Consider the following 14,867-nt stretch of genomic DNA (forward strand, 5'->3'; position numbering starts at 1 on the left):
GCATTCGCGAAAGCAGGCTGCAAGGAAGAGGATGATGATTCAGCACCGCCCGATTGCCGTCACTCTGGTGGGTACCGCCTTGCTCGCGGCGCTGACGGCGTGCGGAGCCAAGGCCGATCTGCGCCCGCCCGCGAATCAACCCGATCCAGCTATCCCCGTGGGCGCGACGCGCGCCCCGACAACAGAGGAGCTTACGACGCCCGACGCGCAGGCACGGCCTGAGCGCAGCGACGAACTTCTCAAACGCTCCGAAACGCGCGAACCCGATGATTTCGATCTGCCCCCACCGGGCTGAATTTCCGCGCTTCTTCCTTGCTGCACGCGTGTGGTGCGACGCCGAGACCGCTCTCGATTTGGGATCGAGGTAGATGGACATCTCGACTTCGCTTAATGCGAACGGACGGCAAGACAGGGCGCGAGCATTGATACCAAGGATTTCCTTTCATGGACCATTTTAAATATCGTGACGGTGTTCTTCACGCCGAAGACGTCCCCATGACCCGCATTGCCGAGGAAGTCGGCACCCCCGTTTATATTTATTCGCGCGCTACGCTGGAGCGCCATGCACAGGTGTTTCGCGACGGGCTGAAGGATGTGCCGAAGAAGCACATCGCCTTTGCGATCAAGTGCAACCCCAATCTGGGCGTGCTGCGCGTGCTCGCGCGGCAGGGCTATGGCGCCGATGTCGTGTCGGGCGGCGAGCTCGAGCGCGCGCTGGCGGCGGGCATAGCGGCGGAGGACATCGTCTTTTCGGGGGTCGGCAAGACGCGCGCCGAGCTGGCGCTGGGGCTCGACCGGGGCATTGGCCAGTTCAACATCGAACATGAGCGCGAAGGCGTTGTGCTCGCCGAAATCGCGGCGGCCAAGGAAATGACCGCGCGCGCGGTGCTGCGCGTCAATCCCGATGTCGATGCGGGCACCCATGCCAAGATTTCGACCGGTAAGGCCGAAAACAAGTTTGGCGTGGGCATCGACAGCGCGCCGGCCATTTTTGATCGGCTCGCGGGCCTGCCGGGCTTGCAACTGCGCGGCGTCGCGCTGCATATCGGCAGCCAGCTCACCAGCCTCGCCCCGCTGGAAGCCGCCTTTGAGCGCGCGGGGCAGCTGGTCGCCGATCTGCGCGCGGCGGGGCACAGCATCACCCATGTCGATCTGGGCGGCGGCTTGGGTGTTCCCTATCGGCCCGACGATAATCCGCCGACCCCGGCCGAATATGGCGCGATGGTGGCGCGGGTGACAAAGGATTGGGACGTCACCTTGATGTTCGAACCCGGCCGCGTGATCGCGGGTAATACCGGGGTGTTGTTGACCGAAGTGCTGTGGGTCAAGCCGGGGGCGACCGACCCCTTTGTCATCGTCGATGCGGCGATGAACGATCTGGCGCGGCCCGCGCTGTATGACGCCTATCACGACTTTGTCGCGGTGGCGCCGAAGGGTGAAAAGATGACCGCCTCCATCGTTGGTCCGGTGTGCGAGACGGGCGACACCTTTGCGCGCGACCGGGAGATTGATGTGGTCGAGGAAGGCGACCTTGCCATTTTCCGCACCGCTGGGGCCTATGGCGCGACCATGGCATCGACCTATAACAGCCGCAGCCTGGTGCCCGAGGTGCTGGTGGATGGCGACCGTTTTGTCGTGGTCGCCGACCGCATTGCCGCGGGCACGATCATGGCGGCGGAGCGGGTGCCCGACTGGATCGAGTAAAGAGCCGCGTTGCACCGATTTGGCGCATCGCTATTCTCTTTCGTCACCCCGGACTTGATCCGGGGTCCCTTTCGCAAACGACGCGGGATGGATGCCGGACCCCGGATCAAGTCCGGGATGACAGGTCCGGCATGACGAACATGAGGGACATGACATGCACCAGCTTCCCATCTTTCTGAACCTTGCCGGCCGAACCGTCGTGCTGGTGGGCGAGGGGGAGGCGGCGGAGGCCAAGGCGCGGCTGATCGAGCGCGCGGGCGGGGTGATCGTCCCCGAATGGCGAGAGGGGGCGATGTTGGCCTTTGTCGCACTGGACGAGGAAGGCGAAGCGCGTGCCGCGGCCGATGCGCTGCGCGCGCGCGGGCTCCTCGTCAATGTCGTTGATCGGCCAGCGCTGTGCGATTTCACCACCCCCGCCATTGTTGACCGCGCGCCGGTGACGATTGCCATTGGCACCGGTGGGGCCTCCGCAGGGTTGGCCAAGGCGGTGCGGCAGCGGATCGAGGCGATGCTACCTGCGCGGCTGGGCGACCTTGCGCGTGCGTTGCAGGTAGCACGGGAGGCAATGAAGGCGCGCTGGCCGGGGGCGAGCGCGCGGCGCCGCGCCATTGATGCGGCGCTGGCGCCGGGCGGGGTGCTCGACCCGCTGGCGAGCGAGGCCGCCGAAAGGGTCGATGCCTGGCTGGCGGCGGCGGATGCGGTGGACAGAGCAGCGGCGCGGCTGGAGCATATCGCCCTTGCCAGCGACGATCCCGATGATCTGACGCTGCGCGCGGCGCGGCTGCTGGGGGAGGCCGATCATATTTACCATCCCGCCGATTGCCCGCCGGGAATATTGGCACGCGCGCGCGCCGATGCGGTGCGGCATGTGGCGCAACAACCGCCCGCCGCGTCGCCGGAAGGTCTGTCGCTTTGGATTGCGCTGCCAGCGAAATAGCGCAAATCCGTGATCGGAACGCGTGGAAGTTTACGAAAGTGCCGCGCAGCGCTGGATCGGGGTGGCAAGTAAGCGTTTATATTACCATTATTTTTCAAAATGTTAGTTGGATTTTTGGAAGGTGTTGGCGCTATTTCGGGGGTTTGAAGTTGGTGGAGGGTAGCCGGGATCGGCTTTTCCTTGCCTTGCTTCATCATGTCGGCGTGTGATTTCCTGATCGACCGCGCGTAAGCGGGGGGGACCCCGGATCAAGTCCGGGGTGACGATGGGGAGACGGGGTGATGATGGAGGAGAGGCGCGCCCTTTGTCCTGCGCGCGCTCAGGGGCATCGCCCCAGGATCACAGCCCTAAGGTCAAGGTCACGGCCCTAATGCCAGGGCGAGATGCGGATGCTCCAGTAGAGGAGGTAGAGGGCGAAGGCCCAGAGGGCAAGGATGAGGATCATGCCCGCGCGGCTGGAGGGGCGTTCGCTCGCGGCTTCGGCCTCGGCATGAAGGTCGGCCCAGACGGGATCGGGGATCAGCCGCCGTACGATCCACAGCCCCAGCGGCACGATCATCAGATCGTCGAGCCAGCCAAGCACGGGAATGAAATCGGGGACGAGGTCGATCGGCGAGAGCGCATAGGCGGCGACCGCCACGGCGAGCAGCCGCGCCAAAGCCGGGACGCGCGGGTCGCGCGCGGCGAGCCATGCGGCATGGGCATCAACGGCGAGGCGACGGCCCAGATCGCCGATGAGCTCAGAAAGGGATTTACCCGGCATGATTTGCTCTCTTAAGCTCCTTTGATGGGTATCCAACTGAAAAGCGCACGGGTCGAACGCTGGGACGTGGCGGGCGATTTCGTTATCAGCCGCGGCGCACGCAATCATGTCGATGTGGTCGTTGCCGCAATTGGCGTCGATGATCTTGTCGGGCGCGGCGAAGGAACGCCCATCTATTATCAGGGCGAGGATGCGCTGATGTGCCGCGACCAGATTTTGCGCGCCATGCCGCATATTGCCGGCATGGAAAGCGCCGAAGCGCGCGCGGCGGTGCAGGAAATTTTGGGCCCGGGCGCGGCGCGCAACGCGCTCGACTGCGCGCTGTGGGATCTGGAGGCGCAGGAACGCGGGGTACCGCTGTGGCAATTGGCGGGGGCCGAGGCCGCGCCCAGCCCGCGCACGACGGCATTGACCATTTCGCTGGCGGCGCCGGAGCGCATGGCCGAACAGGCGGCGCGGGCAGAGGCGCTGGGCTATCGGCTGCTGAAACTCAAATTGACCGGCGAGGGCGACCGTGAGCGGGTGGCGGCGGTGCGCGGCGGGGCGCCCGAAGCGCGGCTGCTCGTCGATGCCAATGAAAGCTGGGGCCAGCTTGACCTGATGGAAGAGGCCGAGGCGCTCCTCGCGCTGGGCGTTGAAATGATCGAACAGCCGGTGCCTTCGGGGACCGATGCGCTGCTCGATGGCATTTATGCGCCGCTTCCTTTTGTGGCCGATGAAAGTTGCCACACCGTCGCCGATGTGGCGCGGATTGGTGCCTTTTATGACGGGGTGAATATCAAGCTCGACAAGGCGGGTGGGCTGACCGAAGCGCTGCGCCTCGCCGATGCCGCCGATGAGGCGGGGCTGGCGATCATGGCCGGCTGTATGCTCTCGACCAGTCTTGCCATTGCGCCCGCCTTCATCCTTGCCCAGCGGGCGCGTTGGGTCGATCTCGATGGACCGGCGCTGCTGGCGCGCGACCGGGAGCCGGGGTTTCGTTATGAGCGCGGCACGATTTTGCCGCCGGGGGTTTAAGGGGGACGCCAGCGCTGGCGCTTGGCCGCTTTGGGCCCCGGCTTTCGCCGGGGCACGCGCTATGGGGTTGGGTGGGGTTCTCCGGCCCGGAGTCGGTTGGGGTCGCGTCAAGCTGCCTTACAAAGCTTACAGGGCAACCCGTTCATGATCGCCGATCTCGCCTTCGCGGATCGTCTTGCCGGTCATCAGCTTGAACAGCCCCTTGATGCCGGCGTCGGCGGTCCAGATTTCGGCGTCGGCAAGATCGAAGCGCAGCATGAGCAGATCGGGGTCGTCCCTTCCGCCTTCATACCAGGCTTCGACCGGCTTTGACCAATATTGGTCGATCAGCGCGCGGTCGTGGACCGGGGTGAGCGTGCCCGCGATGCAGGCGAACAGATCATGCCCCTTGGCCGCATAATGGGCCATGGCGCCGCCGCCGCGTGCGAGCCGGCCGCTTCTGGAATGGAAGAAATAGAAATAACCGTCATTATCCTTGTCGAGCTGAGCGGTCATCGGGATCGCATGGTCGTGCGACCCCGACAGGCCAATCATCAGGAAGGGATTGTTGGCCAGCTCTTTCCAGAAGGCCTTTTTGATATCGTCGCTCATTGGCGTGTCTCCTTTCGCTTGTCGAAAGGGGAACGCGCGAGGCTGGCCGATGTTGCCCGCGTCAGCCTTGCGGCGCTGGAGCATAGCTGACCACCTCAAATTCGATATCGTCGGGGTCCATGAAGTAAAAACGGCGGCCCGGTTCATAATCGCCATGGTTGAAGGGGATGAGGCCCGCTGCCTTCACCCGCGCTTCGACCGCGCCCAAATCTTCAACGACGATGCCGACATGATTGAAGGGCGCGCCCTTGGGCCATCGGGCGGGCGAGCCGTTGGCGTCCGCCTCGGCATAAAGGGCGATATAGGCGTTGTCTGACCCCAGGTGGATGGTACGGCCATTGTCGCGCGCGGGGCCGCGCCAGCGTTCGCGCCAGCCGAAGATGCGCTGAAGCAGATCGGCAGTGCGGTCGGGGTCGCTGACGGTCAGATTCACATGTTCGATAAAGGGGGCGGCCATGGGGAAAACTCCTGATTCGGGCTTGACCGCGCCTTTATGAAAGTTAAAGTGATCTTTAGGTTAAGGATTGTTGTCTTGAGGCTTTTCCCGTTGAGGCAGGCGGGGTGTTCCAGCGAAGGTCCGGGGTCCGTCCTGCGACGCCTGTACGCGCTTTTGCCGAGGGACGACTGCTGATTCGGTTTCAAGGGGTGAGATGATGCTTTGGGTGCAATCCGCGGAGAGCGAAGCGCGGGGCCGTTGGCTTGAGGACGGGGCGCGGGCTGGGGATTTCCGCGCGGCTTTGCCGCTCGCAATGACAGGGTTTCCGGGGGGCAGCGCATGATGAGCAAGGGTGTGTGGATGGAGAATAGAAAAATGCCGGAGGGCGGGGTGGATCGATGAGCATGCATCGCACCGACCTGATTTCGATCGGCGAACTCGCTGCGCGCACCGGGGTCGCGGTGTCCGCGATCCGTTTTTACGAGAGCAAGGGGCTGATCGAGGCGCTGCGCACACGCGGGGGGCAGCGGCGATTTCTGCGCGCCGATATTCGCCGCGTGTCCTTTGTCCTGATCGCCCAGAAAATGGGGTTGAGCCTGGAGGAGGTCGCCGATGAACTCGCACGGCTGCCCGCTCAGCGTACCCCCAATGCCGAGGATTGGGGGCGGATCAGCACCGGCCTGCGCGCCCGGATCGACGATCAGATCGCCGCGCTGCAATGTACCCGCGCGCTGCTCGACAATTGTATCGGCTGCGGCTGTCTTTCGCTCAAAAATTGCAAGCTTTACAACCCGGGCGACCATTGTGCCGCGCGGGGCGCCGGGCCGCGCTATCTGATGGGCGACCGGCCTGAAGGCGAATGTCCGGAGATGGATGCGCTGATGGGCGGGGCATTGCAAGGCGGGAGGCCGGGGCTTGATCTGACGGTTGAAAAGGTTCCCTCGTCGCGGAGGTGAGGCGGAAGTGAGAGGCCTCGGACCAGGCCGGTGATTATTCCACTCCGACACATTGCATGTACCCCGGCGAAAGCCGGGGGCCGTCAGCCTTTGGTTGAAGGGTATAAGGAGCGATCGAGCCCGGGGTGACGAGAAGCGCGGCAAGCCCGTCAGCGCCGGGGCGGTGCAGCGCTGATATCGGCGGCGAGGATGGGTTTCAAAATGGCTCGGAGCGCCGCTGTCCATGCCCGCGCCCATAGGCGGCCGATGTGATGGCGATCACCAGCTTTTGTCGGGGACGACATAGATTTTATTTCCGCCATTTCCCGATGCAAAATACACATGGGCCATGCGGTCGCCGATTGGCTGACGTTGCCGTACCAGAAATAGCCATAGCTGTCGGCATAGGGATCGACCGCCGCGATATCGACTGCTGGCGCGAGCACGGCGGGAATCCAGTCACCGCTGATAATCTGTTTCCCGCGATACCGCCCTTTGCGGCGAACCATCTCGCCAATTGCCGCAAGGCCGCGCGCCGTGATCCAGAGATTGCCCTGTCCCTTTGTATAGCCCGCCCGGTCCGCCTCCCACCGCCAGCGCGTGATGCCGAGCGGGGCGAAGAGCCGGCTGTCCGCAAATTGCGCGAGGCTGCGTCCGCTCGCCTTGGCGACGACCACGCCCGCGGCATAGGCGGTGGCCGAATTATAGCGATAGCGTTGCCCCGGCGGATCGGCGCGCGGCAAGGCGGCGACAAAGGCCAGCGGATCGTCGGCGGCGTCCATCCGGTCCTCGTGCCCCGGCGATGCGGCGTCGTCGTCATCGGCGGCGAGGCCGGCGCGCATCGTCAACAGATGCTCCAGCGTGGCGGCGCCCAGCGGCGCCTTGCCTGTTTCGAGCCAATAATGCGAAACCGGATCACTGACGGCGGCGATATGGCCGCTGTCTTTCGCCATTCCGAGCAGCAGCGCGGTGATGCTTTTGCCCACCGACCGCATCATGATAATAGCGTTCGGCGAGTTGCCGACCATTTTTCAGGATCACGATGCCGCGCAGATCAGCATGGGAGTCCTGATCCTGCGCCGTCAAAATGGCGTCGATGGACGCGGCGGTCAGGGCGGGAGTGCGGGCAAAGCTTTGGGCGATATGCGGCCCCGACGCCGCAGCGCCCAGTAACAAGAGCAGCGCGGCGAGGCGGGCACCGGGGAAGGGGAGGCCGGTCATCCGCTTTCCCCTGACGCGCGGCGTCAGGCGGCGCTCAGCCGCTCGATTTCGGGCGGGGCGGCGAGGCATGGGGCGAGTTTGGCGCCCAGCGTGCGGAAATGGTCGGAAGCCCGATGCGCTTCGGTAGCGGCGGCATCGTCATAGCATTCGAGCACTTTATAGACGCCGGCTTCCTCGGCCTTGAACAACCGGTAATAGCTGTTGCCGGGCTCATTGGCGCGGACGGCGGGGGCGAGTTCGGCGAAGACGCCTTCAAATTCCGCTTCCTTGCCCGGTTGGACGCGCAGCGTCGCGATGATGCCGATGGCGTTCATGAATATTCCCCCCATAGAGAAAGGGCCGGTCCCGAAGGACCAGCCCGATGATGTTTAGAAAACTTCGAACAGTCCGGCAGCACCCTGACCGCCGCCGATGCACATGGTGACGACGGCATATTTGACGCCGCGGCGCTTGCCTTCGAGCAGCGCGTGGCCGACGCAGCGCGCGCCGGTCATGCCAAAGGGGTGGCCGATCGAGATAGAGCCGCCGTTGACGTTGAGCAGCTCGTCAGGAATGCCGAGCTTGTCGCGGCAGTAGAGGACCTGCACCGCGAAGGCTTCGTTGAGTTCCCAAAGGCCGATGTCGTCCATCTTGAGATTGAAGCGTTCGAGCAGCTTCGGAATGGCATAGACGGGACCGATGCCCATTTCGTCGGGTTCGGTGCCCGCGACCGCCATGCCGACATAGCGGCCGAGCGGGTTGAGGCCGCGCTTTTCGGCGACCTTGGCTTCCATCAGCACCGATGCGGCCGAACCGTCGGACAGCTGGCTGGCATTGCCTGCGGTAATGGTGTGGCCTTCGCCCATCACCGGCTTGAGGCTGGCGAGCCCTTCGAGCGTGGTTTCGGGGCGGTTGCATTCGTCGCGGTCGGCGACGACTTCCTTGAAGGAGACTTCCTTCGTTTCCTTGTCCATCACGCCCATCGTCGCCTTGCAGGCGATGATTTCGTCGGCGAATTTGCCCGCGGCCTGCGCGGCGGCGGTGCGCTGCTGCGACTGGAGCGAATATTCATCCTGCGCTTCGCGGCTGATATTGTAACGCTTGGCGACCACCTCTGCGGTGCCGATCATCGGCATATAGGTGTCCTTGTGCATCGCGATCAGTTCCGGATCGGGCTCGACGAACAGTTTGCCGCTGCCGCTGACCTTCGAAATGCTTTCAACGCCCCCCGCGACGCAGATGTCCTGGCGGTCGACGATGATCTGCTTAGCCGCGGTGGCGATGGTCATCAGGCCCGACGAGCATTGGCGGTCGATCGACATGCCCGGCACGGTGACGGGAAGGCCGGCGCGCAGCGCGATGAGGCGCGCGACGTTCATCGTCTGCGACCCCTGCTGCATCGCGGCGCCGAAGAGGACATCGTCAATCTCTCCGCCTTCAATGCCCGCGCGCTCGATCGCCGCCTTGACCGAAAAGGCGCCCAGCGTCGGCGCCAGCGTGTTGTTGAATGAACCCCGGCCCGCCTTGGTCAGCGGGGTGCGGGCGGTGGAAACGATGACGGCGTCACGCATAGTCTTGATCCTCTTGCTTTTAAATCCGGTTGGTCTTTCGGGGGAGGTCCGCCGGATATTCTATACGAAAAACTGGCTGATCCATTCGGCCATCAGCGCGGGCTTTTCCTCGCCCTCAATCTCGACGGTGAATTCCAGCGTCTGCTGCCACTGGCCGGGGCGCTTTTCTTCGAGCGCGAGCAGCTTGAAATGGCCGCGCACCCGCTTGCCCGAACGCACGGGCGCGAGGAAGCGCACTTTGTTGCCGCCATAGTTGACGCCCATCTTCACGCCTTCGGCGCGCGGGCAGTCGGACTTGGCGGCGAGCAGCGGAAAGAGCGACAGCGTCAGAAAGCCGTGGGCGATGGTGCCGCCAAAGGGCGTCAGCTTTGCCTTTTCCTCGTCGATATGAATGAATTGGTGGTCGCCGGTCGCGTCGGCGAACTTGTTGATCATGTCCTGGTCGACCAGCACCCATTCGGACGTGCCGATCTGCTGACCCACCAGCTTGGTCATTTCCTGCGGCGAAATCGCGCCCATTTCCGCTCCTCTCTTATGCTTGAAGCGGGCGTTCTAGGCCGGTTTTGCGGCATTGCACAAGGGTTATGCCCCAGAGCCGCGTCGCCGTAGCGTCAGGCCGGTTTCGTTCCGCCACCTTTTTGCGGCTTCACCGTCAAACTGTCGGGATAGGGAAGAATCATCGTCCCGTCGGGCGCAGCGGTGAAGGTCGTTTGCGTCGGATAGGCGAAATCATATCCGGCGTTGGTCATTTCCTCGAACAGGCGGATGCCGATGGCGGTGCGCGCGGCGATGACTTCGTTATAATCGGCGCTGAACACGTCGACGACCAGCTCGAAATCAAGGCTGGAAGGGCCGAAGCCGATAAAGCTCGACCGGATGAATTCATGCCCTTCGGCCCTTACCTGTTCCTCCAGAAGCGCGGGAAGCGCGCGGAGCATGGCGGGCGTGGTCTGATAAATGACCCCGATGGCGAACTGCACGCGGCGATGGTCGAGATGGGCGTAGTTGGTAATCTCCTTTGACAGGAGATTGGTGTTGGAAATGATGAGCTGTTCGCCGTTGACCGAACGCAGCCTGGTGCTTTTGAGGCCGATGCGTTCGACCGTGGCGACGCTATTGTCATATTTGATCGCCTCGCCAACGCGAAACGGGCGGTCGAAGATGATCGACAGCGAAGCGAAGAGGTCGGAGAAAATCCCCTGTGCGGCGAGACCGATGGCGATGCCGCCGATGCCGAGACCCGCGATCAGCCCGGTAACATTCACCCCCATATTGTCGAGGATGACCACTGCGGCGATGGCGAAGAGCGCGACGCTGATGAGCAAGCGGATGATGCCCATCGCATTGGTCAGCGTTTCATTATTGCCATCGGCGGCGCGGCGCTGGATCAGCCCGATGATGATTTCGCGCGCCCAGATTGCGACCTGAAGCACGACGGCGATGGTGAAGATGAACTGGATGATGTTCATGACCAGCGGCGGCGGCGCGGCATAGCCCGCGACGAGGCGAATGGCGACGAGGGCGAGAACGAAGGATTTGGTCTTGTAGATGACGCGGCCGACGATGTTGGTCAGGCTGTGTTGGGTGTCGGCGGCCTTTGCGCGATTTAACGCGATGGTGCGGATCATCGACAACAGGAAATAGATGAGCAGCCCCGCGCCGATGGCAATCGCGATTTGCAGCCAATGGCTGTGGACCCACAGAAGATTGCTTTCCCACCAGAGGCGCATTTGTTCGAATGGATTATCCTGTGGAGTCGGTGCGGCGGCCCGGGCGGCAGTGGTGAAAGGCAAAATATCTATCCTGTGCGGTGGGCGTCAGCGTGGCCGACCCCCGGCGAAACATAAGGCGTTGGATAACCCCTTCAGGGGAGCGGCTGAGGTGAAAAATGGTTCCCTTATCCCTGCCGAAGCTTCAACGGCCCGCCTGCCAGCCATGGCGCGCGGGCACCTCGGCCGGGCGGGCGGTGAGCGGGCGCCATCCCGATTGCTGCTCGCGGCGGCGGCAATAGGTGGTGAGGCCGATTTCGAGCGCCAGCATCATATAGATGAAGGGCTGGAAAGCGATTGCGACGAACAGCGAGCCGACCATATAGACGATATGGCCATTTTGGAGCGCGGTGGCGAGCGGAGCGATCCATTGTTCCTCGGCCCGGCGGGTCTTGAGATAGCGGCGTCGCAGCCTTTCCATCTGGAAAATCCCCGCGCCTTGCAGCAGCAGCCACATCAGGAGCCCCGGATAGCCTTGTTCGCCCAGCATTTCGAAATAGCTGGAATGATAGGCGCGCGCTTCGTCGAGGTGGACGGTTGGCGTGTCGGCGCCGGGCGAATCGTCAAATTCCGACGCTTCGGTCTCGACGCGCAGCTTGTTCTGCAAAAATGCGTTGAAGCCGCCGCCGAAGGGATTGTCCTTCACATAGTCGGTGGTCCACGCCCAGACGGCGACACGGGTCGACGCCGACTGGTCGGACTTATACCCCTGAATCGTCTGCATTCGCTCGGTATAGCTTTGCGGCAGAAAGGGGATTGCGGCCATGGCGAGCAACCCCGCGCCTGCCAGATAGAGGAGGCGATATTTCACTGTCCGCAGCGACAAAATGGCAAGCACGAGAAGGCAGACCAGTCCCGTGCGCGCCTGGGTGCCGATGGGCAACAACATGCAGGCAAAGCAGAGCGCAAAGCAGAAGGTTGAAACGCGCCAGTCGGGCGGGAACAACGTGCCGTGCCGCCGATACCAGAGGATGAGCGGGATGATCGCAATGCCGACGGTCGACATGATCGACCCTTCATACAGGCCGAAATTTTCATCGAGCAGCAATTGCAGCGAGCCATAGCCGCCCCCGCCCGCGGCGGTTTTGATGCCCCCGGCAATGGCAATCGACCCGGCGGAGAGAAGCATGAGCAGCGCCAGCGCCTCGATCCGCAATTTGGTACGCAGCGTGAGCGGCAGGAAAATCGCCCAGATGAGCGCTTTCCATACCCAGCTCCATTTATCCGCCGCCTCGATCGGGAAATCGGCATGAATGGTGGTGATCCAGCAATAGATGAGCAGCGCGCACAGCAAAGTCTGACGCCCCGACCATTTCACATCGCGCTTGTTATCGGCAATCACCCACCCGCCGACCGCCAGCAGAAAGACGATCTGCGAAATGGGAAGGGCATTGAGCAGAAAATAGCTCAGCCGCTGGGGTGCGACGATGTCGATATAGCAAAAGGCGAGGACGAAGAGGAACGGCTTGCGAAAGCCGACGCCGATGAAGGCAAACAGGAACAGGATGAAGGCGAGATCACGCATCCTCCGCCCCTTCCTGACGTGCCCCGGCCTTTGCCCCCGTCACCCCGGCGCGCGCCTCGGCCGCGCGCTCGGCATCACGGCGCTGCTGCCATTGCAGGCGCGGGCTGACCTCATGGTCGAGATCGTCGCGATGCAGCATTCGCCACAGCGCAATCGCCATCAGGCCATGAGTGAGAGCAATCGAAAAATTGTCGATCATCGCGTCGCCCTACGCCAAGGGGGTTGACGCCGCGTTAAGCCTTCTATGTCAAAGCGCAAGCCCATGACCCGTATCCTGCATGTCCTCGACCACAGCCTGCCCGCGCATAGCGGCTATACCTTTCGTACGCGCGCGCTGATGAAGGCGCAGGCGGCCAAGGGGTGGGAGGTTGCGGGCGTGAGCGGCGTGCGCCACCCGCTGCCCGGTCCCGAGGTAGAGACGGTCGATGGGCTGACTTTCTATCGCACGCCAGCGATAGCGTCCGCGCGCTCGCCGATCCGCGAATGGCGCGAGATTGGCGCGCTCGCCGCGCGGACCGAGGCGCTGGCGCGCGAATGGCGGCCTGACCTGCTCCATGCCCATTCGCCGGTGCTCGACGGGCTGGCGGCGCTGCGCGTCGGCAAGCGGCTCGGCCTGCCGGTGATTTACGAGATTCGCGCATTCTGGGAGGATGCGGCGGTCGGCAATGGCACGGGGCGCGAGGGCGATTTGCGCTATCGCCTGATCCGCGCCATTGAAACGCATGCGGTAAAATCCGCCGATGCCGTGGCGGTGATCTGTGAAGGGCTGCGCGGCGACCTGATCGCGCGCGGGGTTGCGGCGGACAAGATTATCGTGTCGCCCAATGGCGTCGATCTCGACCTGTTCGGCACGCCCCCGCCGCGCGACGATGCGCTGGCCGAGACGCTGGGCCTCGCGGCGTCAGACGCGGTGATCGGCTTTATCGGCAGCTATTATGATTATGAGGGGATCGACGATCTGATCGCCGCCATGCCCGCGCTGATCGCGGCGCAGCCTGCAGCGCGGCTGTTGCTCGTCGGCGGCGGACCGATGGAGGCGGCGCTGAAGGCGCAGGCGGCGGCTTCGCCGGTACGCGACCAGATCCATTTTGTCGGCCGGGTGCCGCATGAGGAGGTTGAGCGCTATTATTCGCTGATCGACATTCTCGCCTATCCGCGCAAGAAAATGCGCCTCACCGATCTGGTCACCCCGCTGAAACCGCTCGAAGCCATGGCGCAGGGCAAGCTGGTCGCCGCCTCCGATGTCGGCGGGCACCGAGAGCTGATCGAGGATGGGGTGACGGGCAGCCTGTTCGCGCCGGACGATCCCGCCGCCACCGCAGCGGCGCTTGCCGATCTGCTCAGCCAGCGGGAGATGTGGGACGAACGTCGCCGCACCGCGCGCGCCTTTGTCGAAACCCATCGTAACTGGTCGTCAAACATTTTACGTTACGAACCCGTTTACCAGCGACTCCTTGCGCGCGCGGGAAAATGAAGAAGGGCGGTTCCGATGGGAACGCGACGGATTTGGAACGATGATGGACGATAATGGCGACAAGCGGCGCGTTACAGCGACACCTTTGGCGCTGCTGGCCGGGCTGCGTCCTGCGCTTCCGGCCGTGATTGGCGCGGCGGCGCTCAGCTTTTTGTTCGTCGCGGTGATTCCGATGGCGTGGATCGGCGCGATCAGCTGGAACCTTTATCTCGACCGCCTGTCGGATATTTTCATTCCGCCGGTGGGCAATGGCGCGCGGCTGGCGCTGGCGCTGGGGCTGGCGGGGGTCGCTGCGGTGATGGCGGCTTTTGTCGCTTTGCTGCTCGCGCGGCCCGAGGAAACAGGGCTTGCTGCCTTGCGGCGCCGCTTGGGCGGCAGGGGCAAGGCTGGGCAGGAGCGCGAGCGCCCAAGCGAATATGCGCCGCCGCGCCGCCGCGCCGACCGCCATCCCGACGATCCGCTTCGTCCCCCGATCAACGCTGCGCGCGACCTGCCCCCCGAAGGGCTGGGGCCGCTGGTGCGGCCTGGGAGCGGTAATGGGTTGGGGGAAGCGGAAGCGGGGGAAGCGCCTTTCGAATTGAGCGTCCCGGCGGCGGCGGAAGAGGAATTGCTGCTCGCCGATATTGCGGGCGATATGCCAAACCACGCCCCCGCAGATGATCTGGCGGGCGATGAGGCGCCGTGGCTGCAGCCCGCCGAGCGGAGCGGCTCCGCGCGCCCCGACCCCAAGGATCGCAGCCTGGGCGCGATGGTCGCGCGGCTGGAGGCAGGGCTGGCCCGCCGCCGCACCGCGCCGCTCGACATGTCTGCGCCGTCCCCCGCTACGCGCAGTGCGCCCGGCGCTTCCTTTCCCCCGCCCGAAGGCGAGGCGGAGGAAATTGATTTTGCCTTGGAAGCGGCGCTCGGCACCCTTGAGCGGATGAACCGCCGCGCCGTCGGGTAAAA

At 64.0% G+C, this 14,867-nt stretch carries 17 protein-coding genes and 1 pseudogene; 7 read left to right on the top strand and 11 right to left on the bottom strand.

Features of this window, described 5'->3' with window-relative positions; genetic code table 11:
* Positions 1-31 precede the first annotated feature (31 nt).
* The 3 genes from JV18_RS0112285 to JV18_RS0112295 all read left to right on the top strand — a co-directional run bounded on the left by JV18_RS0112285 (position 32) and on the right by JV18_RS0112295 (position 2,641).
* Positions 32-295, top strand: a complete 264-nt coding sequence (locus tag JV18_RS0112285; protein WP_235303244.1) for a hypothetical protein — start codon at positions 32-34, stop codon at positions 293-295.
* A 149-nt stretch (positions 296-444) separates the two neighbouring features.
* On the top strand, positions 445-1,704 hold the full coding sequence (gene lysA, locus JV18_RS0112290) for a diaminopimelate decarboxylase (protein ID WP_033074718.1): 1,260 nt from the start codon (positions 445-447) through the stop codon (positions 1,702-1,704).
* 154 nt (positions 1,705-1,858) lie between these two features.
* Positions 1,859-2,641, top strand: coding sequence for a precorrin-2 dehydrogenase/sirohydrochlorin ferrochelatase family protein (locus JV18_RS0112295; RefSeq protein ID WP_033074719.1), 783 nt, complete (start codon positions 1,859-1,861; stop codon positions 2,639-2,641).
* A 367-nt stretch (positions 2,642-3,008) separates the two neighbouring features.
* Here JV18_RS0112295 and JV18_RS0112300 read toward each other — a convergent pair whose 3' ends face one another.
* Complete coding sequence (locus JV18_RS0112300; RefSeq protein ID WP_081944783.1) at positions 3,009-3,404, bottom strand: YkvA family protein; 396 nt, start codon at positions 3,402-3,404, stop codon at positions 3,009-3,011.
* Between the two features lie 24 nt (positions 3,405-3,428).
* Here JV18_RS0112300 and JV18_RS0112305 point away from each other — a divergent pair, with 24 nt between their 5' ends.
* Positions 3,429-4,421: a dipeptide epimerase gene (locus JV18_RS0112305; protein ID WP_033074720.1), complete on the top strand. Its 993-nt coding sequence runs from the start codon at positions 3,429-3,431 to the stop codon at positions 4,419-4,421.
* Positions 4,422-4,547: 126 nt separating this feature from the next.
* Here JV18_RS0112305 and JV18_RS0112310 read toward each other — a convergent pair whose 3' ends face one another.
* Together JV18_RS0112310 and JV18_RS0112315 are read right to left on the bottom strand one after the other, a co-directional pair.
* Positions 4,548-5,012 carry a pyridoxamine 5'-phosphate oxidase family protein gene (locus JV18_RS0112310; protein WP_033074721.1) on the bottom strand — a complete coding sequence of 155 codons (465 nt, stop codon included), beginning with the start codon at positions 5,010-5,012 and terminating at the stop codon, positions 4,548-4,550.
* Between the two features lie 61 nt (positions 5,013-5,073).
* The gene (locus tag JV18_RS0112315; RefSeq protein ID WP_033074722.1) at positions 5,074-5,469 is read right to left on the bottom strand and encodes a VOC family protein; all 396 of its coding nucleotides are present in this window, start codon (positions 5,467-5,469) and stop codon (positions 5,074-5,076) included.
* 383 nt (positions 5,470-5,852) lie between these two features.
* Between JV18_RS0112315 and soxR the strand changes: the two are divergent.
* Positions 5,853-6,293 (top strand): annotated as a pseudogene (soxR, locus tag JV18_RS0112320) (redox-sensitive transcriptional activator SoxR); the annotation flags it as partial.
* A 260-nt stretch (positions 6,294-6,553) separates the two neighbouring features.
* On the opposite strand, the gene JV18_RS14500 reads toward soxR, so the two are convergent.
* The 8 genes from JV18_RS14500 to JV18_RS0112355 form a co-directional block, all read right to left on the bottom strand.
* Complete coding sequence (locus JV18_RS14500) at positions 6,554-7,381, bottom strand: serine hydrolase domain-containing protein (RefSeq protein WP_200879099.1); 828 nt, start codon at positions 7,379-7,381, stop codon at positions 6,554-6,556.
* Positions 7,299-7,604: a hypothetical protein gene (locus JV18_RS15510; RefSeq protein WP_200879100.1), complete on the bottom strand. Its 306-nt coding sequence runs from the start codon at positions 7,602-7,604 to the stop codon at positions 7,299-7,301. The genes JV18_RS14500 and JV18_RS15510 overlap by 83 nt, the downstream gene beginning before the upstream one ends.
* A gap of 23 nt (positions 7,605-7,627) precedes the next feature.
* Complete coding sequence (locus JV18_RS0112330) at positions 7,628-7,918, bottom strand: putative quinol monooxygenase (RefSeq protein ID WP_033074723.1); 291 nt, start codon at positions 7,916-7,918, stop codon at positions 7,628-7,630.
* Between the two features lie 54 nt (positions 7,919-7,972).
* A complete protein-coding gene (locus JV18_RS0112335) occupies positions 7,973-9,154 on the bottom strand; it encodes an acetyl-CoA C-acyltransferase (protein ID WP_033074724.1) in 1,182 nt (393 codons plus the stop codon).
* 60 nt (positions 9,155-9,214) lie between these two features.
* Entirely contained in the window at positions 9,215-9,673 is a 459-nt protein-coding gene (locus JV18_RS0112340; RefSeq protein WP_033074725.1) for a MaoC family dehydratase, read from the bottom strand.
* Positions 9,674-9,765: 92 nt separating this feature from the next.
* The gene (locus JV18_RS0112345) at positions 9,766-10,884 is read right to left on the bottom strand and encodes a mechanosensitive ion channel domain-containing protein (protein WP_033074726.1); all 1,119 of its coding nucleotides are present in this window, start codon (positions 10,882-10,884) and stop codon (positions 9,766-9,768) included.
* 184 nt (positions 10,885-11,068) lie between these two features.
* Complete coding sequence (locus JV18_RS0112350; protein WP_033074727.1) at positions 11,069-12,448, bottom strand: DUF5935 domain-containing protein; 1,380 nt, start codon at positions 12,446-12,448, stop codon at positions 11,069-11,071.
* Positions 12,441-12,647, bottom strand: coding sequence for a hypothetical protein (locus JV18_RS0112355; protein ID WP_033074728.1), 207 nt, complete (start codon positions 12,645-12,647; stop codon positions 12,441-12,443). The genes JV18_RS0112350 and JV18_RS0112355 overlap by 8 nt, the downstream gene beginning before the upstream one ends.
* Before the next feature lie 63 nt (positions 12,648-12,710).
* Between JV18_RS0112355 and JV18_RS0112360 the strand changes: the two genes are divergently transcribed.
* Positions 12,711-13,922 (top strand): TIGR04063 family PEP-CTERM/XrtA system glycosyltransferase, encoded by a 1,212-nt coding sequence (locus JV18_RS0112360; protein ID WP_033075333.1) that lies wholly within the window; start codon positions 12,711-12,713, stop codon positions 13,920-13,922.
* Between the two features lie 40 nt (positions 13,923-13,962).
* Positions 13,963-14,865: a hypothetical protein gene (locus JV18_RS0112365; RefSeq protein WP_235303248.1), complete on the top strand. Its 903-nt coding sequence runs from the start codon at positions 13,963-13,965 to the stop codon at positions 14,863-14,865.
* Positions 14,866-14,867: the final 2 nt, after the last annotated feature.

The organism is Sphingopyxis sp. MWB1 (genome assembly GCF_000763945.1).
In the GTDB taxonomy this organism is placed as follows: Bacteria; Pseudomonadota; Alphaproteobacteria; order Sphingomonadales; family Sphingomonadaceae; genus Sphingopyxis.